This window comes from Shewanella sp. ALD9 (assembly GCF_002836315.1).
GTDB lineage: Bacteria > Pseudomonadota > Gammaproteobacteria > Enterobacterales > Shewanellaceae > Shewanella.
The window spans coordinates 162,196-184,131 of the sequence record NZ_PJCD01000042.1 but is presented as its reverse complement, the minus strand read 5'-3'; the positions used below and the strand labels follow the sequence as shown (position 1 = coordinate 184,131).

Below are 21,936 nucleotides of genomic sequence, written 5' to 3'. Positions count from 1 at the left end.
GTTAAGCATGGCTTACACTGAAGCAATATTTTTTTGATCGCATTATTATTAATTCGATCTGCGATCCCGACTTAATCTGATGCCAATGTAATCTTGGCAACAGTAATAGACTGATAGAAAAAGGATGACTCTGATGAAATACATTGAAATTGACGAAGAACTTTATCGCTTTATTGCCAGTAAAACTGAACGCATCGGCGAAAGCGCTTCCGATATTTTGCGTCGTTTATTGAACTTGTCAGTCGAAAATGTCGATATAAGCTTACCCACAGACATTAGTCATCCAAGTTTAGAGTCGCAATCGCCAGTAAATCGTCATCCGGTTTTTGATCAAGCCAAAGCGGCTGTTGAAAAAGTGATCGCTGAGCAAAAGAGTGCCATTCAGCACGTTCCATTAGACGAAGACATTGCAACGTCAACAACTATTGATTTTGATGCCATTGTAAGCCAACACTTATTAAGTCAGCAGAAAGGTGCCGTTGGGCGTTTTATGCATTTATTATCCAGCCTTGAATCCACTGCTCGTAGTGACTTTGACAAAGTGCTTAATGTGCAAGGCAAAGGACGTTTGTATTTTGCCCGCTCTAAACAGGCGTTATTAACGTCAAGTAAATCTTCTAATCCAAAAGAAATCGCATCAAGTGGATTTTGGGTCACCACCAATAACAATACCGCCAAAAAACAAACTATTCTAACAGAGGTATTGGAACATTTAGGTTGTGACAGTGAAAGAGCGAAGAGCATCGCCGAACACATTTAACCTTTGAGTTTTGTCGAAGATTCATTTTTTATTTACTAACTAGGAGACCACTCGTGGCCATTCATCAACGCGCAGGACAGCAAGCTTTACAAACGGATTTAGTGAATATTCCTAAATTGATGAGTCATTATTATCGCATTATTCCTAATGTGGAAGACGTGCAACAAAAAGTGACATTTGGTACATCGGGTCATCGAGGCAGTGCGTTTTCATCGAGTTTCAATCAAAACCACATTTGGGCTATCACCCAAGCAGTTGTCGATTATCGTCATTCCGCCAATATAAGCGGGCCAATGATTGTGGGTTTTGACACCCATGCATTGTCTTATGCAGCATTTATGTCGGTGGTCGAAGTATTAACTGCAAACCAAGTTAAAATGCTAATTCAACAGCATGATGGGTTTACCCCAACACCAGTGGTGTCTCAAGCGATTGTTCGTGCAAATTCGTCAGCACCTGCTGCGTTAATCGATGGGTTAATTATTACTCCTTCGCACAATCCTCCACAAGATGGTGGCATTAAGTACAATCCACCTCATGGCGGTCCTGCTGAAGGTGAAATTACTAAAATCATCGAAACAAAAGCCAATGAATATCTTGCCAATCAACTCTCAGGCGTTAAAAAAGTTAATTACGGTGTCGCGGTTAAGTCGGGTTGGATTGATGAAGTCGATTTTATTGCACCTTATGTTGAATCTCTTGCTGAAGTCATTGATATGGAGGCGATTAAAAAAGCCAACATTCGTATAGGTGTTGATCCTTTAGGTGGATCGGGTATTTACTACTGGGAGCAAATTGCCGCTCACTATGGTGTAGATATTACCTTAGTCAATGATAAAGTTGATCCCACATTTGGCTTTATGCCATTAGATAAAGACGGCAAAATTCGGATGGATTGCTCGTCTCCTTATGCCATGGCAGGTTTGTTAGCGTACAGCGAAGATTATGATTTGTGCGTCGGTAATGACCCGGATTATGACCGTCACGGTATTGTGTGCCCTGGCTTTGGACTGATGAACCCTAACCATTATTTGGCGGTGGCGATAGACTATTTAATGACTCATCGTCCACAATGGGCTGAGTCACTCGCAGTGGGTAAAACCTTAGTATCAAGTGCAATGATTGATCGTGTTTGTAATGCGTTAGGTCGACAATGCTTAGAAGTGCCTGTGGGCTTTAAATGGTTTGTTGATGGCTTAGCAAATAGCACCATTGCATTTGGTGGCGAAGAAAGTGCTGGTGCAGCGTTTTTAAAACGTGATGGCAGTACCTGGTGTACTGATAAAGACGGCTTTATTTTAGCATTACTAGCGGCTGAGATTTTAGCAGTAACAGGCAAAACACCTGCACAACGCTATAAAGAGTTAACCGATCAATTTGGTGAAAGTTTTTACACTCGTATCGATAGCCCAATTAGTCTTAAGAAAAAAGCTAAGTTTGAACAGTTAAATCGTGACAGCTTTACCGACACAGAATTAGCGGGTGAGGCGATTACAGCAATATTAAGTCATGCGCCTGGTAATAATGCGGCGATTGGCGGGATTAAAGTCACTACCGAAAATGGCTGGTTTGCTGCGCGTCCATCAGGTACTGAAGCCTTGTTTAAAATCTACGCCGAAAGCTTTATTAGTCAGCAGCATTTGGATGACATTATTACTCAAGCACAGACTATGATTGATCAAGCTTTGAAAGGTTAAGTTAACTGTTACTTGTTTAATAAAAAAAAGCACTGATTTTCAGTGCTTTTTTTGCTTCTATTGATGCGATTTTTTTGTCAGTATGGCTTAACTGTTCGTTGTTAATAATTAATGTTAAGTCATTTCAAGGAAGATATTAATGAATAAATATATGTCACTACTTTCTTTACCTGTGATTATTTTATCGGGTTGCCAAACTCAAACTCAAACTCAAACTCAAACTCAAACCGTTCAAGTACCTCAAGCCGTGTTTAATACAAAGGTAATCACTATTGAAAATTCTCAACTCAATCAATATTGGTCATTGGAGCAGATTAAACCTGTAATGTTAAACAAACGTCCTGATTGGTTACCAAGAGGTGCAGGTAAGGGCGAATATTATATTACGATTGACTCAAACGGTAACGAAGTCAGCAAAGAGCTTATTAGCTCGCAGCCAGAGGGCTGGATGACGCAAGCATTAGTCAATAAGATGCCAAAACAGCAGTATGTGCCAGCGGCATCGAATATTAAGCGAGTACCAGTGAAAGTGAAAATGGATTTTGAAGTAAAGCGTATGAATTGATCTTGAGGTTACTTAACCTGTATTGAGCGATTTAACCAAATATAATTCGAGGGCAGAATAATATATTCCGCCCTCGATATTATTTTACAAACTATACATTATGACTAACCGTCGTCACTAGGCTAGGTCAAACCTGTCTGCATTCATTACTTTAGTCCACGTTTTAACAAAGTCTTTAACAAACTTCTCTTTTGCGTCGTCTTGTGCATAAATCTCTGCATACGAACGTAAAATAGAGTTTGAGCCAAAGACTAAATCAACACGAGTTGCAGTCCATTTCACTTTATCAGTGCTGCGCTCCACAATGTGATACAGATTTTTACCTGCCGGCTTCCAGTTGTACGACATATCAGTTAAGTTGACAAAAAAGTCATTTGATAACACGCCAACATTGTCGGTAAATACACCGTGTTGACTGTTGTCGTAGTTGGTCCCTAATACTCGCATACCACCAACCAATACTGTCATTTCATGCGCGGTTAGCCCCATTAATTGAGTACGGTCGAGCATCATTTCTTCTGGCTGAACGATATAGTCTTTCTTTTGCCAGTTTCTAAATGCATCGTGTAGAGGCTCTAACACATCAAAAGACTCAACATCAGTTTGAGCTTGCGTTGCATCGCCACGTCCGGCAACAAAAGGCACCGATATCTTAACGCCAGCAGCATGAGCAGCTTGCTCTACTGCGGCTGATCCTCCAAGCACAATTAAATCTGCAATACTGACCGGCTTAGTTAGGCCTGCTTGAATAGTGGTTAACACCGCTAATACTTTTTGTAACCTTGTCGGCTCGTTACCTTGCCAGTCTTTTTGTGGCGCTAAACGAATACGTGCACCGTTGGCTCCGCCACGAAAATCTGAACCTCGGAAAGTGCGGGCACTGTCCCAAGCCGTAGCCACAAGTTCAGCAATACTTAATCCACTGGCCAGAATCTTAGCTTTAGTGTCGGTAACTTCTTGTTCGGTTAAGCTGTAATCAACTTGTGGAACAGGATCTTGCCATATTAACTCTTCAGCAGGTACATCCGTGCCTAAATAACGACTTTTAGGACCCAAATCTCTGTGGGTAAGCTTAAACCAAGCACGAGCAAACACATCCGAGAAATAAGCTGGATCTTGATAAAAGCGATCTGAAATTTTTCTATACTCTGGGTCCATCTTCATCGCCATATCAGCGTCGGTCATGATAGGACTTAGGCGAATCGATGGATCTTCAACATCAACAGGCTTATGCTCTTCTTTGATGTCGATAGGCTGCCATTGCCATGCACCAGCAGGGCTCTTTTTAAGTTCCCACTCGTAGTTAAGCAATAACTCAAAGTAGCCATTGTCCCACTGAGTTGGGTTGGTTGTCCAAGCGCCTTCAATACCGCTTGTTACCGTGTCACGGCCAATACCGCGGCTTGTTTTGTTTAACCAGCCTAAACCTTGGTCTTCGAGTTCAGCCCCTTCAGGAGCGGCTTCGAGCTTTTCTGCACGACCATTGCCGTGACATTTACCGACAGTGTGACCACCAGCAGTAAGCGCGACGGTTTCTTCGTCATTCATTGCCATGCGTTCAAAGGTGACACGAATGTCTTGTGCGGTTCTCAGTGGGTCTGGCTTGCCATCAGGACCTTCAGGATTGACATAAATTAATCCCATCATTACGGCGGCTAATGGATTTTCGAGATCTCGTTCGCCTGAATAGCGGCTATTGGGTGTATCGCTTGTTGCCAGCCATTCTTTTTCTGAACCCCAGTATATGTCTTTCTCTGGATGCCAGATGTCAGCTCGGCCGCCAGCAAACCCAAAGGTTTTTAGGCCCATAGATTCATAAGCAATGGTGCCAGCGAGAATGATCAAATCAGCCCAAGACAACTTATTGCCATATTTCTTTTTAATTGGCCACAGTAATCTACGTGCTTTGTCTAAATTGGCGTTATCTGGCCAGCTGTTGAGTGGCGCAAAACGTTGGTTACCAGTTCCTGCACCGCCGCGACCGTCTGCTATACGATAAGTACCAGCAGAGTGCCAAGCCATACGGATCATCAGTCCACCATAATGGCCCCAGTCGGCTGGCCACCAATCTTTGCTATCAGTCATGAGTGCGTGGAGATCTTGTTTTACCGCAGACAAGTCGAGGCTTTTAAACGCCTCGCGGTAATCGAAGTTAGGATCCATTGGATCGGTTTTATTGTCATGCTGATGAAGAATATCGAGATTAAGTGCATTAGGCCACCACTCCATAACGTCGCTCGCGACTGTGGTATTGCCGCCGTGGTTTACTGGGCATTTGCCTTGGGTTTGTTGTGCTTTGTCCATGATAGGTTCCTTTATCACTAAAAATAGCATAAATTTTATGCATCACTGGATTTCTATAACAGGCTAACTGACTGTGACTACGAATGAAAGCGACTTTTTTCGGTCCGGCTAATCGATTTTATTGATCAATAAGATTAGTCATGCTGACTGTTAAAAATCGTTCGATAATAGAACAGTATGTTGATAGAGATTAGGCCAATAATTTGGTGTAAGTCATGATCCAAGTCATTAAAGACTATGATGCTAGACTGCGGTGCTCATTGATTGTTGTACTTGAATATAATGGGCAAAAGATGACATGTGCATAGGTTTACTATAGTAGTAACCTTGGGCGAGATCGCAACCCAGTGATGCTAGTAATGTCGCCGTTTCACTGTTCTCTACGCCTTCTGCTACAACATTACAATTTAAGTGTTGGGACAGAAAAATGACTGATTTTACTATTGCCAAGTCTGCATCGCTATGATGGATACTGTTGATAAATGAACCATCAATTTTAATTTGGGTAACAGGAAGGTCACGCAGTAGTTCTAGCGAAGAAAACCCCGTTCCAAAATCATCAATACTGAATGCTCCCCCCGCAGCGGTAATCTGTGTCATCGCATCCTTAGCTTGTGCAACATTGGTCATCATTGCACTTTCGGTTATTTCAAACATTATCTTCTGCGATGAGTGATTGCCGTTAACAAGTGACACACTTTTATTGATTAGGGTTGGATCTTGTAAATCTTTAGCGGACAAATTGAGGTGGATACACAAAGACAACCCCAAGGATTCAAAATGCTCAACGTCCTTTGCAACTTGTTGCATTACCCAACCGGTTATTTGGTTTATAAGGGTAGTTTGTTCGGCAATATTAATAAACACACTTGGGGGTGTGTAACTGCCATCTGGACGAGGCCAGCGAATAAGCGCTTCGACGCCGTAAAGGCTGTTGTCGCGAAGATTTATGATAGGTTGATACCAGAGTTCAAACTCCTGTTGTTCAATCGCGCGTTTTAATAAAGCACTGATATTCACTTTTTCGGCGGCATTGGTTTCAAGGCTATGATCATAGGTGGTATATAAGGTGGCTAGTTTTTTACTTGAGTACATAGCAATATCGGCTTGCTGTAACAATTGACCTATTTCACTTGCGTAGCTGGGATAGTGAGATAATCCTACGCTAGCGCCCACTAATAAATCATAACTCTCAATGCAAAATGCCTTTTCAAGCGCCTGGTGTATAGCGTTAATGGTGTGTTGAACCAGAGCTAATTCTACTTGAGTGACAATGACAGCAAATTCGTCTCCGCCAAGTCTAAATAACGCTGCATCATCGGGTAAGTGTTCCGAAACACTCTTACCGACTTCAATTAAGAGTAAGTCACCATAATAATGGCCTAAAGCATCATTGACTTGTTTAAAACGGTTTAAATCAATCAGCAACAGGCTGAATGGCAGTCCAACATCGACATGATGACTTAACGAGTTCATTAAATATTGTCGATTAGGTAGACCTGTTAAGCTATCGTGCAGCGCATTACTGCGCTCATTGATGACTAATTTTTCGACTTTAAGCAAACTCATTAAACTCAGTCGAGTGACCAACACAACAAATCCGCCACCAGAAAACATGATGATGCAAAAAATGACATCTGATATTGCCAAGTCAGATTGTTTACACAGGTAATAAAAAACCCCTGTATAGCCCAGCACGAAAAAGATGATCAATCCTCTAAGCACTCGCCAGCCAGTATTATTGTCCTTAACACAAATTTTGTTTACTGCTCTTAAACTAAAGACCAGCATACAGAGTCCTAAAATAAGCATTGATAAAGCCAATATCTGCAACAATCGCTATTTCCTGTGGTAAGAAGGGAAGGATAATCGATAAAACGAGCGAGCTGTTATTAAAGATTGCTGTAAAATGTAGTTGTGAAGGTGTGTTGTTTGTGTAGATTTATTAAGGACAGTGTATTTTAAATAGCGTAAAAAAGGTGCCTGTTAGGTAAATGGCTAACCCAAGATAGGTTAACCATTTAAATACTAGTGTACTAATGTTGTTTTTGCGTACTTAAAGTAGAAAATGAAATCAATTATTTAACGACGATTCTCATCATATTTAGTCATTGCACGTTGAGGTATCAAACATCTAACCGCGCAATGACATCTTGCCTTATACAGAATCAATATGTATTCATTAGCCGCGGTAACCAAATAATTTTTGTTCAATGATGGCTTTACTGACGGCTTCGGGTACGGCGTTAACCCATTCCCCTTGACCGCGACAAATTTGTTGTAAAATCTCTCGAGAAAAAATATTAAACAAATCAAGATTGCTTGATTCAATACTGGTGATAAAGCCGTTATCAAGCACGTGGCGAAATAAATAACGCAAGTTATTAGGCACACTGACATTGGTTAAGTCATTTAGCTCGCCTTTTTCATCCCGTTCTGGGTAGACAAACAAACGCGTATTATCAGGAAATAACTTACCAAAAGCTTCAAGAATGCCGCCTTCCATGCCACGATAATATTCTTCATCAAAAATTTGTTTAATGTTAACAATGCCCACCACAATGCCAATTTGTAATTGGGTGTACTGACGAAAATAAGCACGTAATGAAAAATAGCGGGTGTAATCAGAAATCATTACGTTATAGCCTAATAAGTTAAGCAATTTAACCCGTTCCATAATGTCCTTCTCGGTCATATTGGCATCTTTACCGTGTAAGTCATTCAGTGATATTTCTGCGATTAACACGGTATTTTTATCGGTTACCCCTTCTAATGTCGAAAAGGCTTTGTAGCCTTGCTCAATCATATCGACATTAAGGTTGGTAATGGGTTTAAATGAACCACGAATGGTTAACACGTTCTTTTTGTACAGCATATCGGCAGGTACCGCGACACTGCCATCGGCTTTGAACATAATCGCGCGAGTTTTCCAGCTGCGAATAAGATGAATATTCTTGGCTTGATTGTCGACATCTTCAAAGTAGGGACCTTGAAAGTCGATACAATCAATTTCAATCCGATTGGCTTTTAGGCTGTCGGTTAACGAATCGATAATCATTTTTGGATCTTCAAAATAATAGTAGCTGGCGTAAATAAGGTTAACCCCTAAAATACCCAGTGCTTGTTGTTGTGCTTCAGCGCTGTCATCAAACATGCGTACATGGACAATAATATTAGACGGCTCAGCACCAGGGTACATTTGAATACGCACCCCGCACCATGCATGGCATTCGTTTTTACGATTAAAGCTCTTGGCTGAGACAGTAGCTGCATAGGTAAAATATCGTGAAGACTTAGAGCGAATGGCTCCAACACGATCGACCACTAAATCAAACTCTTGCTCCATCATCGCTAGCACACGAGCTTTACTGACATAACGGCCATCTTCTTGGACACCATAGATGGCATCTGAAAATTTCATATCGTAGGCCGACATGGTTTTCGCTATCGTACCCGCAGCAGCGCCAGCCACAAAAAAGTTACGTGCGACTTCTTGTCCTGCACCAATTTCAACAATGGTGCCGTACTTTTTTTCGTCTAGATTTAAACGAAGGGCTTTTTCTTTGGTGCCACGCGAACTGACTTGCTTATCCATATTATCTCCACACGATAAAATATTCATATCTTAAGGTTACGGCTAACAATGTTATAGCAAGTTGAAATATGCGCTAGTGCTGAAAGGAAAAATGTGTCGATATAATGATGATTTTACGTTAATTGTTACTTTATTGATGTTTATAGTGGCATTTTTACTCAGGTCGTCGATGCAGATGGCCAGAATCATTATTTTTAGATTAAACAGAAGATAGCCGCCACAGTTTTAACAAAATGTGGTGGCTATGGAGATGTTATCTCGAGTCCAGGCTATCTCTCGTACTGGTTATCTTGGGACATCCATCATGGTTTGCAAAAACACCGCCGAAAAAGGCGCTTTTTGTTGTTTTTTAATCTGTGGACTTAACCCATTTTCAAATAAAACAAATAAATAATCATGACCATTACTGACATTCACTCTGCCAGCTAGGTTTGCAATGCCCAACATACTGCCTGTTTTAGCAAACACATGGTTTTTCAACGGTGATTTATTGAAATAGCGTTTATAGCGTAAAGTGCCACTAACACCAGATTCTGGTAACAACTCGAGTAAAAAGTGGTACTCAGGTTGTTGGTATAGGGTGGTGAGTACACTTAATACGTGCTCAGGTGTGAGTAAGTTATAACGCGACAAACCAGAGCCATCGGCGATGTTTGCATTTGATAAATCGATGCCAATAGAATACAGAATGGTTTTTAATGCTTGGCCACTTCGGGCAAAATCACTGGGTGCTTGATAATAAACCTCACCCAATTTTTTTAATAAACTGTCGGCAATTAAATTATCTGATTTAAGCAACATGGTTTCGAGCAATTTAGGCAAGGCTGCAGATTGGTGGCTGGCGATCACTTGTCTTTGAGCCATAAACTGCGGTTCTGTATTCATGTTTCGTGCTGTAATGGGTTGCTGATGCACAATGCCTAAAGAAGCCAATTGTTTGGCTACGATCTGTTGCGCGTACAGTTGTGGTTCGGTAATGGCTATTGCCAAAGGCAATGATTTAGCGCCGACATGGCAGCCACTAAGATGATAGCGATTATTATCGAAACGGCTTAACGTTAACTGACACTGTGGTACTGATTCTGTTAGATATGCAGGAAGCACAACCGCATCGGTTAATGTCTTCACTGTGGGCTTAGCAACAGGTCGGTTGATGATTGGGGTGACAAAATAAGCATCATTGGTGATTTCAATGGGTCGGTTTCCCATCATGGTGATGTTGGCCACTTTATTGTAGCCAGTTGTTGCTAATCGACCATAGACACAATTTTTATCAATGATGAAAGGCGATATTGGCGCTGCGTAGCAAATCCCTAAATCATCCCATACCCAGCCAGGTGCTTGCAGTTGGCTATCTTGCTCACTGGTTAATACAATATTGCCCGTCAGTTCAGTGATACCTAGCAGACTTAAAGAGGCGAGTAACTGTCGCAAATCTTGATATTTTAAGGTTGGGTCGCCACTAAATTCTATGTAAATGTCGCCAGAATATATGCCATTATTAATTTGGCTTTTATCCAAAGGTTGCTCAGCTAACGTAGTTAAACGGGTTTGATAGGTAAAGTCTTTACCGAGTTGTTTAGTTGCAGCCAATGCGGTTAACAGTTTTTGAACACTGGCTGGTTGCATTAACGATTGGTTGTTGTACTTAAAGACTGTTTGTTGAGTCGTCATGTCCCACACTGTGATGCCGAGCTGTGAATGTGTTGGTTTTAGTAACTGGAGCATATTATCAAGATACAATGCTGCAGGTTGCTGGTTAGTACTATCACTATGAATTGTTTGTGGCTGACTGGGTGCTACTTGGTCGGGTGTTTCTGCTGCGATTGCAACATTCAACAGGCTTGTGGTAATCAATGCTCCTAGCAGACATAAGGCTTGAGTGAACCGCAAAGAGGGTTGTTCATAAAAGAAACGAGGCTGGGGGAGACAAAAAAGAAGGGAATTCATAAAAGCCTATTGTGAGAGTTCAGTAACGATAGGTTATGTTAGCTGATGATATCCTTAGCTGATATGCATTTGATGTTTTTTGGTTATATTTCCTCATTTATGATAATTAGAATTAATGTTTAACTCATTATCATTGACGCTTTAGTTGACTAGTTAGCAAGCAATCTCGCTTTATTATGCAAATTATCAACAAAAAAGCGTACTAAAACCGCAGCTAAGTAAGAAAAATCTTGCTCATCACCTTGTTAGTCGGTAATTTCTATCAGCTTAACAGAACGCCAAGCTCACTAATCTTTAGAATTAGATGCCTCGGAGCTGCAATAGTTCTATTTTGCAGCATATTGTGGTGTGATATAAGTTGATTAGAGCGGATAGACAGACCACGATAGACCATTCAGCAATGATATTTATTATTGTAAAGGTTATCTCGTTAGCACTATCGATATTGCGTTAAAAGAAACATCATCAATTGAGGTTGACGTTACTTATTCTGAAGTCACTTATTCCCTCAATTTATCTGTAAGCATGGCATGTATTACTTGCTAAACAGTTGAACAGCGTACTTACAATTACAATATATCGCTGTGATGTTTTTTAAATTTGATCCCATTACTGATTATGGTAATGGTCACCCATTTTAAGGAGGATGCCTTGCTGGATAAGCTAGGTGGTATTGCCCTAAATGCAGATGCTGTGTCTTGGTTGCTTAAGCCAAAAGATTTTAAGCAAGCCTTACTAACTAAAATTGCATCGGCAACATCTTCAATTTACATCGCAGCATTATATGTTGAAGATGATGAAGCTGGCCGTGAGGTATTGCAGGCGTTATTAGACGCAAAGAACCAAAACCCACAATTAGATATCAAAGTGTTAGTGGATTATCATCGTGCACGCCGAGGCCTAATAGGTCAAAAGGGCGACAGTGGTAATTATATTTTATATCGTCAATTAATGGACCAAGCAACGCATCCGTTTGATATTGTCGGTGTGCCGGTGAAGTCTCGCGAATTTATGGGTGTACTGCATCTTAAAGGCTTTATCATCGACGACACTGTTATTTACAGTGGCGCGAGCATTAACAACATTTATTTACAACAGCAAGAAAAATACCGTTTCGATAGATACCATGTTATCGATTGTCCTGAGCTGGCTCGCAGTATGCGTGACATGATAAAGCAGAATATCGTTAGCGATCCTGCCGTAAGTGTATTAAGTCAAGCGGCAGACAATGAAGATAACCCTGAAAAGAACGATGTAAAAAGTTTTAAACATCGTCTATCTCAGGCCCGTTATCAGTATACCTCTACCACAGTGGGTAACCGTGTTACGCCATTGATCGGTTTAGGCAGAAAAAACAACGGATTAAATGACACTATTGTTAAGTTAGTCGATGAATCAACTAAAGAGTTGTTTATTTGTACGCCTTATTTCAACCCGCCAACGATTTTAACTCGTGCATTAGCAAGACATCTGCGTGATGGCAAAAAAATAGATATTGTCGTTGGTGACAAAACGGCGAATGACTTCTACATTCCGCCGGATCAAGATTTTTCAACGATTGGTGCGTTGCCGTACATGTACGAGCAATCACTGCGTAAATTTGCCAAAAACCAGCAATGGGCTATTGAGAACGGACAACTGAATATTCATTTATGGAAAGATGGTATTAACAGTTTTCATTTGAAGGGCATCAGTGCCGATAATCGAAAGCATCTGATAACGGGTTCGAACCTAAACCCACGAGCGTGGGCATTGGATTTAGAAAATGGCTTATTATTGCATGATGAGTCAGGATCTTGGAAAGAGTCGTTTATTCAAGAGCAGCAATATATCTTGCTACACACTGAGCGATTATTTCATTATAGCCAAATCGATACTTTGCAGAAATACCCTAAACCGGTGAAGAAAATAATGAATCGAATTCGCCGTTTAAAAGCAGACTTTTTATTACGCCGTATTCTATAATTTCCTCATAATGCGTTTATCAGTTCATCACCAGCATTGGTGATGAATTTTTTTCATCTTAGAGTTGCAGAATGTCAGAATTACCGACTAAACCCACTAAAGCGCCAATTCATGCGGTTCACCGTTTGCATGAGTATCGAAATTCCTTGTCGACAAAGCCCTTTGGCGCGCGAGGAAAGAAACTTATTAGATGTAATTTGTGTCTCTTGGGTGAATTATTTTGCACATGTAAACATCGTCAATACTTGAATACCAACACCAGCTTTATGTTGATTATGTATAACGATGAAGTATTAAAACCAACCAATAGTGGTAGGCTGATTGCCGACTTAATTCCTGATACCCATGCGTTTTTGTGGACTCGAACCGAGACCGATACTGCAATGTTGGCTTTATTGTCTAATCCAACTTATCAACCATTTTTAGTCTTCCCACAACAATATATTGAGAACGATCAAGCCGTCGTTGAGCAAATAACGGCCACTTCGTTGACGACTGAGCAGGGCATAACCAAAATACCTTTGTTAGTTATGCTTGATGGCAGTTGGCGTGAAGCCATTAAAATGTATCGTAAAAGCCCGTATTTACAACAAATGCCAGTGCTTTCATTTGCACCTGAAACCTTAGCAACCTACGCTCTGCGTAAAGGCAGCCATGATTTTCAACTGGGCACAGCAGAAGTCGCGGCAATGGCATTAACCGCAGCTCAAGAGCCTCAAAATGGTGTAGCATTATCGACTTGGTTTGATTTATTCGTAGAATCTTCCTTGCTTGGGCGTAACCGTCGGGCAAAAGAAACCTTAACGCCAATTTCTGAGTTTATTGATGCTTTTAAACATGCATTACAGGCTAGTCATGAGGGCGGTAAAAAATAGCTTAATCGGCGCCAAACGGTTGCATATTGTGTTAAATTACGTGATGCTAACTGAACGTTAATGGTGTTAGTTATCGCTATTAGGTTATCAATTTTACCTAAGCAACATTCTAATCTGCAGGATTTTATTAAGGATCGTTTCGTACACATTATGGAAGAGTTGATAAACAGTGCTAGAGAGATAAATACTAAAAAATTAGTTGTTTTGTGTCGTCTTGAACCCGGTTGTTTGGGACCAGATGGTGCTGAGCATATCAACACTTTTTGCCAGGTGGCCGAGCGAGCATTAGTAAACTTAAATGCTGATGTGTGTCATTGGTTTCTTGCGCCTCGCTTAGACAAAAGCTTAATAGAAATTCAATACAGCCTTGCAGGTAAGGTGTTGTCTCGTGATAAAGCGGTTAAGTTTATTAGCTCGTTTGATCAAGACCTTGATGACATAGAAGAGCGTTTTGAAGATAAATTGACCCAATTAATTAATCAATATATTGCCCGTAAACGGTAAATGTAGCTCATGTGTTTTAGATTCCTTTCATAGCACTTTAGCCTGTACTTTAACTCTCCCCATAGTGCTAAGGCTTACCGTTTTATCAATTATCGTATAATCCTATGTTGTTTGGGGTTAATAACAGGATTTTATATGACTCCCTCAGCATATAGTGACGCAGCAACTTCTGATGCCGCTCCAACATTTTTCGATCAACAGACGCTACACCAATTGTTGCAGCAACAATTTGGTTTTACTGAGTTCAGAGAAGGCCAACAAGCCGTTATTGAAACCATTTTGGCCGGTCATTCTGCGTTAGCTATATTTCCTACCGGTTCAGGTAAGTCCTTGTGTTATCAGTTTTGTGCCCAACAGTTACCCAACCTAACCTTAGTTATTTCGCCTTTGCTGGCTTTAATGAAAGATCAGCTGGCATTTTTAGCCAGTAAAGGCATCGCCGCCGCCAGTATTGATTCAAGTTTAACTTATGAACAAACGCAACAAGTGATGCGCGATGTACGAGATCAACGTACACGAATTTTGATGGTGTCAGTTGAGCGTTTTAAAAATGAACGTTTTAGGCAATTTCTTAAGTCAGTCCCTATTTCGTTGCTGGTGGTTGATGAAGCGCATTGTATTTCAGAATGGGGACACAATTTCAGGCCTGATTACTTAAAAATCCCTCAATATTGCCAAGAATTTTCAATCCCTCAAAGTTTGTTATTAACAGCGACGGCAACTGAGCAAGTAAAATTGGATATGGCTAAACGTTTTGGTTTGATACCAGAGCAGGTGGTGCAAACCGGTTTTTATCGGCCAAATTTAGATTTGTCTGTTGTCGCGGTTAATCAGCAACAAAAGCTCACTCAGCTCGCGTATACCGTTAAAAACTATCAAGGTGCTGGCATAGTATATGTAACCCTACAGAAGACCGCTGAGGACGTTACTGCGCACTTAATCAGTCAAGGGATCAATGCTGCTGCGTACCATGCAGGTATGGATCAAACTGTTCGACAACATATTCAACAACAATTTATGCAGAACCACATTCAAGTGATAGTGGCGACTATTGCTTTTGGTATGGGCATTGATAAATCAGATATTCGATTTGTTATCCATTTTGATTTACCTAAGTCGATTGAAAATTACAGCCAAGAAATCGGTCGAGCAGGGCGTGATGGTTTGCTAGCCCATTGTGTGACGTTAGCAAATTTAGATGGATTAAATACTGTTGAAAATTTTGTTTACGGTGATACACCTGAAGCAGATAATATAGGTCAATTATTAGGCATTATTGCAGATGAAACCGAAAGTGGTCGCTGGGAAGTACAAGAAACGCCATTGTCCACAGCATGTAATATTCGTTCATTGCCGTTGAAAACATTATTTGTGCAGTTAGAACTTTTAGGCGTGATCCGCCCAAGCTATGCTTATTTTGCTGAATTTAAATATCGGTTTGTGGAAGACCAGCAAGCCATCCTCAGTCGGTTTAACGATCAGCGCCAGCAATTCTTGAGTCAGGTATTTGCCCATACGCAGTTTAAAAAGGTGTGGGGACAACTGGATTTTGACAGTTTATATCAACAACATGGTTGTGAACGACAACGAGTTGTTGCGGCATTAGACTATTTAGCTGAACAGAATTTGATAATTCTTGAGACAAAAAAAATCACTCAAGTGTATGATGTACAACAGCAGGCATTAGCGACACCGCAGCAATTACAACAATTGACCCAGCAACTCAGTCAATATTTTAGTGAGAATGAACATAAAGAGATTGTGCGGATTGGTAAGCTAGTCGATTTTTTTGAACTTGATCGTTGTTTAAGTGCAAATTTAGCTCACTATTTTGATGACCACTCGGTGCCACAAGTATGTGGTCACTGCAGCGTTTGTCGTGGGCAAATTGCCGTCTTATCCAAACAGGCTGTGGCTCCGTTACCAGACTCGGCCACAGTGACAACATTGCTTGAACCGTTAATTTTAGTGGCTCGAGCAAAATCGTTACCCACTCCAACCATTGCCACGCAGGCTAAATTTCTTGCTGGTATGATAATGCCAATGTTTAGTCGTTTGAAAGTTAAACAACTAGATGGCTTTGGACGTTTTAGTGCTTATCGATATCAAGATATTCTGGATACTGTTAAGAAGGTAAATTCATGAAACCGGTTCCTAAAATACTGTTAGAGCGACACGGTGAGTTAATACAAAGTGAAGGCGTGACGGTGGTGTCCCATATTCAACGGCAAGTTGGAGAATGGGTGGTTCAAACGTTAATGATTAAAGATTGCGATGTGCCATTTAAATACAAGCGACCTCAGCGTTTCAAGAGTTTGTTAGATCATAAAGTCAATTTAATTTACTACCCGGCAAAAGAAGTCGTGGGTGGATTTGAAATTGAAATAATGCAAGTGGTAAGGGTTCGCCGTTACTAAATCTAATCGATTAAGCTCAGCACACGATTGTCTCGGTGTGCTGAGTATTAAGAGTGGATCATTTGAGCTTTTCTCAATGTGATTCAACAATTGATGTGCCATTTTCATATCACGTTTCCAAGCATGGCAATATCGTCGCTTAGCCATTGTACAAGTGTAGTATCATCTCCCGCATCAATCTGCTCGACTAATGTCATTGCGCTTGCCACAGCACCCACATTGGCCGTTAGGCAGGGTTCAACTAACCCAAATCAAATACCCATAAATCGTCAACAGATTAACAAGGTAGCCCGAGAATAAAGATAAACTCTTTGCGTCTAATCATTATTGGCCACTATACACAAACTCGCTCGCAGTTTTCCACACTCTATATCGTAAGTCGGTGCCTTCTGGTAAATAAAACACTTTAGGTTGACGGCTGTCATAGCGTAATGTCAGTGCTTCATTAAGCACGATAAACTCAGCTGATTTAGCGTTAGTGCACATCATTTTGGTTGTCGGACCTTGCATCACTTTTTCGACTAGGTAATAGACATATCCCCAACCGGCTAATGATACTTTGTCAATGTCACCGATGAGCTTGGTCTTATTACAATCGACGATTTGATTTTGACCAATTTGCACTTCAAACATGTAATCTTGCTCATTTTTCAGTTCAGGCAAGGTCAGTACATGTTGTACCATGCCCTCAGTGGGGGCTGGATACATTTTACTGGCTCGTTGCGGCTGATATTGACTGACATCCATAACCGTAGTGTTAATTTTCAGGGTGTTCAGATAATGATTGTCAACGGGACTGGTAGCTCGCGATCCAAACGAGATGACACCGGCACAGATGACCGTAACCGTCATCACGAATTTTATGGTATCTGTAACACTGATTCGTTTCATATTCTGTCCTTTTAAAATGCATGTAATACCATCTCGCATAAAACGGCATTGTATTGTCCGTATGCACACACAAACGCTAAGGTATAGTGTGTACTTCTCACAATTAATCCCAGAAAAAGAGGCCAAATCGTCTTTTACCTACCAATTGACTTGTGCATATAATTCATAGCAGGTTTGGCATCAAACAATCCAGCTTAACCTTATTTACTCGCTCTTTCGTCAGAGTTGTATGAGTTATTTAGTGTAAACGCTGCTTGGCATGAAAAGGGTTAAAATGATTATTTTTTATTTACGCTTGTTTATTGGACAACATCAATAATTGAGTTTAGTTCATAAGTATGACATAACATACTGATAACCTTTGACACATTGTATTTATTAATAAGGTATCGCCTTCGATGCATAATACCCAAAATCTTGAACAAACCTCGCATATACTGCATTTAGCGTTACCTAAAATGGCAGACTTAGCTATTCCTGTCACGCCAGAAAACTATGCTATTTGGTTTGATTATTTTGCTGAGAGTAACCTTAATCTAAAACGCGCAATTGACGGTTTAATTGCTAATGGTGTTCAATTTACTCCCGAAGTTAATTTAGGTTTATACAATCGATTTATTGAAGAACAATCACCAGAAATTATTGAAAACGTCCAAATCGAAACTCAAATTCTGATTAACAGCTTACTTAATAAGATTGAGCAGTTAAATGTTGGCACGGAATCTTTTTCATCTAACCTCAATCAATTTGGCGAAAAGCTGCAAACAAATCCTAATGCTGATGAGCTCAATCTTATCGTTGGTTCCATTGCCGCCGAAGTTGATCAAGTCATTGCTAATAATCGCCAAATGTCTGCGAGCCTCGAGTCATTATCTGAAGAAGTTGCTAACCTTAAAGACGAAATGGAAAATTTGAGTAAAGTGGCTATGACGGATGAACTTACATCGTTAAAGAACCGCCGCTCTTATGAGTTGTTTGCTGCAGAGCAGGTCACCAAGTTTGTCGACACTCAAACGGTATGCAGTTTGTTGATGATTGATATTGATAATTTTAAGATGTTTAATGATACTTTTGGCCACTTAATTGGCGATAAAGTGTTGGCTTATGTGGCTTTAGCCATGAAAAATACCGTTAAAGGCGATGATTTGGTTGCTCGCTATGGTGGTGAAGAGTTTGTGGTAATGTTACCCAATGCCAAACTTATCGATGCCGTTAACGTGGCGGAAAAAATACGTGAAAGAATTGCATTAAAACAGCTTTCTATCGGTAAAGAAAAGAAACAAAACCTGGGGCATATTAACGTTTCTATTGGAGTGGCCACTATTCAAACGGGTGATGATGTAGATACCTTATTATCGCGGGCTGACGAACAACTTTATATTGCAAAAGCTGCCGGCAAAAATTGCGTCAAATTTGGTTAACATTAATCGGTGGTTTTACGGTGCGATGCTCTTTTAATTAGCTTGTTTACTGTAACAAATGTTTGCAGTAACCAATATTTGTGGTAACAAATGTTTGATTTAAAAACGTTAAGCCCACAACGAATCAACTTTTTAGCGGTTGACCAATGTGGGCTTATGTTTATCTGCTGTTGATTACATTTAACACAACCAAAATGTTATTGCGCCTTTGGTTGTAAATCCATGTGCATCTTTATTAAATGTTCTTCCATATCAAATGATACGGTAAACCCAAGTGACTTGGCGAGGTTGGCCATACTGCGGTTTTCAAACATGGTAAAGCCCGTTAAATAAAGTGTATTGTTGGTTTTATAGTAAGCAATCAGTTTTTCCAGTAGTAACTTGCCTAAGCCAATCCCTTGATAATTACTGCGAACCGCCATAGCAAACTCGGCTTCGGTATTATCTGGGTCGATAGACGCTCTCACAGCCCCTAATGTTAGCTCTTCACCATCCTCTGTCATTGTCGTCGCAATAAATGCCATCTCACGCGAATAATCAATTTGCGTTAATACTGCCATTTCTTCATGGGTCATGCGTGATCGCACTCCAAAATAGCGCTTGTATCTGTCTTCATCACTTAACGAATTATCAAAATCTAAGTGTTTAGGCTCATCTTCTGGCAAAATAGGCCGTAACATTATCTCAAGACCATTTTTTAAAGTGGTAGTTTGTTCTAATTCTTTTGGATAGGGCAAAATCGCTAAACGGTTAATGTTGTCTTGCGGGGTGGCATGAAGCCGCATATTGACATCTAACAAGGTGATTTTCTCACCCGCGGCCAAAACAGGATTAATGTCTACTTCGGCAATTTCAGGACAATCAATAATTAAGTGAGATATTTGAGTCAGCATCACGCATAAAGCATTCATGTCTAGACCGAGTGGCAAATGACGGTCTCGCAGCTTATGGGTTTTAAGTGCTTGAATCACCATATAACGAGCCAGTGCCATGTTTAACGGTGGCAGTGCAACCGCAGCGTCGCGTGTTGGGTCCCATTCGGATCCTCCTTCACCTAAACAAATTGCCGGACCAAATACAGGGTCATTAATTACCGACACCCTAATTTCTTGTGCTCCTGCGGTTAATGCCATTTTTTGAATAATTAATCCGTCAATTTTGGCTGAAGGATTAGTTTGATGCACCCGGTCAATAATAGAGTGGGCGGCGTGACTGACATCTTCATCAGAGGCTAAATTTAGCACTACACCGTGCACATCAGATTTATACAACAAGTCTGGTGATTGCACTTTTAACGCCACAGGATAACCGACCTGGTTGGCGACATTAACCGCTTCATCAACATCTTTTACAAATCGAGTTTCAATGGTATTGAGTCCGTAAGCACGTAAAATATCAACGGCTTGATGGGTTTCAACCACTGTTTGACCATTATCCAAAGCGCGTTGTAATAATAGTCGTGCCGCTTTGCTGTCAGTCGGAATATTATCAGGTATCGACTGCGGTACTTCTTGGAGTAGCTTTTGGTTACGACGGTATTCGACCATGTGCATAAATGCTCTTACGGCACCTTCAGGGGTTCGATAGGTCGGAATGCCAGCTTTGGTAAACCGTTTACGGGCCAAATAAGCTGAGTCTTCACCGCTCCAATTGGTGAGCATATTGATTCTATTGCGGTTAGGGTGTTGATTGATGGTGTCGATAATACTGTTAGCAATATCAACACTTTCACCTAATACCGATGGTGAATGTAGCACCAAAATAGTGTCAGTATCGTTACTGCTCATAAGTACTTTTAATGTATCTGCATAGCGTTGGCTGTCTGAATCACCAATCATGTCGATAGGATTTTGTTGTGACCAAGTATTGGGTAAAATAGCATTCAGTTCAGCGACGGTTTTTTCTGACAATTGTGCCAGTTTGCCACCTTTAATAATCAACTCATCCGCGGCCAATACAGCAGGGCCGCCGCCATTACTCATAATGACTAATCGTTCACCTTTTAATGGGGTCGAATGAGCAAGGCTTTCTACCGCAGCAAATAATTCAATTAAATCATTTACTCTTAACATACCGGCACGTCTAAAAGCGGCTTCATAAACGGCATCGTTGCCACCAATACCACCAGTATGGAGCATTGCGGCTTGCACACCTTCACGGCTGCGACCGGATTTAATCACAAAGATGGGTTTATTGCGTGAGGCAGCGCGAGCGGCAGATAAAAAGTGACGTTTTTCGTTAATGGAATCGATATACAGCATGATAGCGCTGGTTTTACTGTCGCGGCCTAAATAATCGAGTAATTCATCAAAGTCGATATCGGTGGCATCACCGAGTGAAATAAACGACGAAAAGCCAATACCTTTGTTGTTGGCCCAATCGAGTACCGTGGTGCAAATGGCTGCTGATTGCGACACAAATGCAATTTTGCCTACGTTGGCTCCAGCGTGCGCTAAACTGGCATTGAGTCCAATAGGCGGTAAAATCATTCCCAAACTATTGGGGCCTAATAAGCGCATTCCGTATCGTTTAGCATATTGTTTGGTGAGTTCAAGTAAATTATTACCTTGCTCGTCAGTTTGCGATGCCATGCCAGAGGCCATAATAATCGCAACTTTACAGCCAAATTGAGCCAAACGTTCAACAATACTGGGCACTCTTAAGGCGTTGGTGCAAATAATGGCTAAATCAGGTTTGATCGGTAATGCTTCAATATTGGGGTACGCCAATACACCCATTACTGCGGTATATTTGGGTGTAACAGGCATTATTGGCCCAGAAAAACCGCCTGATAGCAGGTTTTTCATGATTGCTTTACCTGCACGCTTATTGCCGTTAGATGCGCCAATGACTGCCACCGAAGTGGGTTTAAAGAGTGCATTAATGCTGCGTTGACTCATAAAATGTGACCTTAGCTGGCTGGCAATAAACACGGTTGTTAACACTAGATTAGCATAATATTTTATCGAATAACGATAAAGAGATTATTTTA

At 40.9% G+C, this 21,936-nt stretch carries 15 protein-coding genes; 9 read left to right on the top strand and 6 right to left on the bottom strand.

The genetic code is table 11. The features are described from left to right. Nucleotides 1-133: 133 nt before the first annotated feature. From seqA to CXF88_RS19065, 3 genes are all read left to right on the top strand, one after another. Entirely contained in the window at nucleotides 134-760 is a 627-nt protein-coding gene (seqA, locus tag CXF88_RS19075; RefSeq protein WP_101088374.1) for a replication initiation negative regulator SeqA, read from the top strand. 53 nt (nucleotides 761-813) lie between these two features. Further along, the gene (pgm, locus tag CXF88_RS19070; protein ID WP_101088373.1) at nucleotides 814-2,457 is read left to right on the top strand and encodes a phosphoglucomutase (alpha-D-glucose-1,6-bisphosphate-dependent); all 1,644 of its coding nucleotides are present in this window, start codon (nucleotides 814-816) and stop codon (nucleotides 2,455-2,457) included. A 139-nt stretch (nucleotides 2,458-2,596) separates the two neighbouring features. After that, nucleotides 2,597-3,022: a hypothetical protein gene (locus CXF88_RS19065; protein ID WP_101088372.1), complete on the top strand. Its 426-nt coding sequence runs from the start codon at nucleotides 2,597-2,599 to the stop codon at nucleotides 3,020-3,022. A gap of 117 nt (nucleotides 3,023-3,139) precedes the next feature. Here CXF88_RS19065 and katG read toward each other — a convergent pair whose 3' ends face one another. The 4 genes from katG to dacB all read right to left on the bottom strand — a co-directional run bounded on the left by katG (nucleotide 3,140) and on the right by dacB (nucleotide 10,871). Further along, complete coding sequence (gene katG / locus CXF88_RS19060) at nucleotides 3,140-5,326, bottom strand: catalase/peroxidase HPI (RefSeq protein WP_101088371.1); 2,187 nt, start codon at nucleotides 5,324-5,326, stop codon at nucleotides 3,140-3,142. A gap of 243 nt (nucleotides 5,327-5,569) precedes the next feature. After that, nucleotides 5,570-7,117, bottom strand: coding sequence for an EAL domain-containing protein (locus CXF88_RS19055; protein WP_101088370.1), 1,548 nt, complete (start codon nucleotides 7,115-7,117; stop codon nucleotides 5,570-5,572). A gap of 391 nt (nucleotides 7,118-7,508) precedes the next feature. Next, nucleotides 7,509-8,921, bottom strand: coding sequence for a nicotinate-nucleotide adenylyltransferase (locus CXF88_RS19050; protein WP_101088369.1), 1,413 nt, complete (start codon nucleotides 8,919-8,921; stop codon nucleotides 7,509-7,511). 285 nt (nucleotides 8,922-9,206) lie between these two features. Then, nucleotides 9,207-10,871, bottom strand: coding sequence for a D-alanyl-D-alanine carboxypeptidase/D-alanyl-D-alanine-endopeptidase (gene dacB, locus CXF88_RS19045; RefSeq protein WP_101088368.1), 1,665 nt, complete (start codon nucleotides 10,869-10,871; stop codon nucleotides 9,207-9,209). Between the two features lie 624 nt (nucleotides 10,872-11,495). Here dacB and pssA point away from each other — a divergent pair. From pssA to CXF88_RS19020, 5 genes are all read left to right on the top strand, one after another. Further along, nucleotides 11,496-12,836, top strand: a complete 1,341-nt coding sequence (pssA, locus tag CXF88_RS19040) for a CDP-diacylglycerol--serine O-phosphatidyltransferase (RefSeq protein ID WP_101088367.1) — start codon at nucleotides 11,496-11,498, stop codon at nucleotides 12,834-12,836. Nucleotides 12,837-12,907: 71 nt separating this feature from the next. Beyond that, nucleotides 12,908-13,711: a DTW domain-containing protein gene (locus tag CXF88_RS19035; protein WP_101088366.1), complete on the top strand. Its 804-nt coding sequence runs from the start codon at nucleotides 12,908-12,910 to the stop codon at nucleotides 13,709-13,711. Between the two features lie 150 nt (nucleotides 13,712-13,861). Further along, nucleotides 13,862-14,215, top strand: a complete 354-nt coding sequence (locus CXF88_RS19030) for a hypothetical protein (RefSeq protein ID WP_101088488.1) — start codon at nucleotides 13,862-13,864, stop codon at nucleotides 14,213-14,215. A 135-nt stretch (nucleotides 14,216-14,350) separates the two neighbouring features. Beyond that, the gene (locus tag CXF88_RS19025; RefSeq protein WP_101088365.1) at nucleotides 14,351-16,360 is read left to right on the top strand and encodes a RecQ family ATP-dependent DNA helicase; all 2,010 of its coding nucleotides are present in this window, start codon (nucleotides 14,351-14,353) and stop codon (nucleotides 16,358-16,360) included. Further along, nucleotides 16,357-16,632 carry a hypothetical protein gene (locus CXF88_RS19020; RefSeq protein ID WP_011637386.1) on the top strand — a complete coding sequence of 92 codons (276 nt, stop codon included), beginning with the start codon at nucleotides 16,357-16,359 and terminating at the stop codon, nucleotides 16,630-16,632. The genes CXF88_RS19025 and CXF88_RS19020 overlap by 4 nt, the downstream gene beginning before the upstream one ends. Before the next feature lie 324 nt (nucleotides 16,633-16,956). Here CXF88_RS19020 and eco read toward each other — a convergent pair whose 3' ends face one another. After that, nucleotides 16,957-17,523 carry a serine protease inhibitor ecotin gene (gene eco / locus CXF88_RS19015; protein WP_101088364.1) on the bottom strand — a complete coding sequence of 189 codons (567 nt, stop codon included), beginning with the start codon at nucleotides 17,521-17,523 and terminating at the stop codon, nucleotides 16,957-16,959. A gap of 398 nt (nucleotides 17,524-17,921) precedes the next feature. Here eco and CXF88_RS19010 point away from each other — a divergent pair, with 398 nt between their 5' ends. Beyond that, nucleotides 17,922-18,944, top strand: coding sequence for a GGDEF domain-containing protein (locus CXF88_RS19010; RefSeq protein WP_101088363.1), 1,023 nt, complete (start codon nucleotides 17,922-17,924; stop codon nucleotides 18,942-18,944). Between the two features lie 197 nt (nucleotides 18,945-19,141). On the opposite strand, the gene CXF88_RS19005 is transcribed toward CXF88_RS19010, so the two are convergent. Beyond that, nucleotides 19,142-21,844 carry an acetate--CoA ligase family protein gene (locus tag CXF88_RS19005; protein WP_101088362.1) on the bottom strand — a complete coding sequence of 901 codons (2,703 nt, stop codon included), beginning with the start codon at nucleotides 21,842-21,844 and terminating at the stop codon, nucleotides 19,142-19,144. Nucleotides 21,845-21,936: the final 92 nt, after the last annotated feature.

Bases quoted from the DNA above. Each gene is read 5' to 3' on its own strand.
- seqA (WP_101088374.1), top strand. From the start codon at position 134: ATGAAATACATTGAAATTGACGAAGAACTTTATCGCTTTATTGCCAGT.
- CXF88_RS19065 (WP_101088372.1), top strand. From the start codon at position 2,597: ATGAATAAATATATGTCACTACTTTCTTTACCTGTGATTATTTTATCG.
- katG (WP_101088371.1), bottom strand. From the start codon at position 5,326: ATGGACAAAGCACAACAAACCCAAGGCAAATGCCCAGTAAACCACGGC.
- CXF88_RS19055 (WP_101088370.1), bottom strand. From the start codon at position 7,117: ATGCTGGTCTTTAGTTTAAGAGCAGTAAACAAAATTTGTGTTAAGGAC.
- CXF88_RS19050 (WP_101088369.1), bottom strand. From the start codon at position 8,921: ATGGATAAGCAAGTCAGTTCGCGTGGCACCAAAGAAAAAGCCCTTCGT.
- dacB (WP_101088368.1), bottom strand. From the start codon at position 10,871: ATGAATTCCCTTCTTTTTTGTCTCCCCCAGCCTCGTTTCTTTTATGAA.
- pssA (WP_101088367.1), top strand. From the start codon at position 11,496: ATGGTCACCCATTTTAAGGAGGATGCCTTGCTGGATAAGCTAGGTGGT.
- CXF88_RS19035 (WP_101088366.1), top strand. From the start codon at position 12,908: ATGTCAGAATTACCGACTAAACCCACTAAAGCGCCAATTCATGCGGTT.
- CXF88_RS19030 (WP_101088488.1), top strand. From the start codon at position 13,862: ATGGAAGAGTTGATAAACAGTGCTAGAGAGATAAATACTAAAAAATTA.
- CXF88_RS19025 (WP_101088365.1), top strand. From the start codon at position 14,351: ATGACTCCCTCAGCATATAGTGACGCAGCAACTTCTGATGCCGCTCCA.
- CXF88_RS19020 (WP_011637386.1), top strand. From the start codon at position 16,357: ATGAAACCGGTTCCTAAAATACTGTTAGAGCGACACGGTGAGTTAATA.
- eco (WP_101088364.1), bottom strand. From the start codon at position 17,523: ATGAAACGAATCAGTGTTACAGATACCATAAAATTCGTGATGACGGTT.
- CXF88_RS19010 (WP_101088363.1), top strand. From the start codon at position 17,922: ATGCATAATACCCAAAATCTTGAACAAACCTCGCATATACTGCATTTA.
- CXF88_RS19005 (WP_101088362.1), bottom strand. From the start codon at position 21,844: ATGAGTCAACGCAGCATTAATGCACTCTTTAAACCCACTTCGGTGGCA.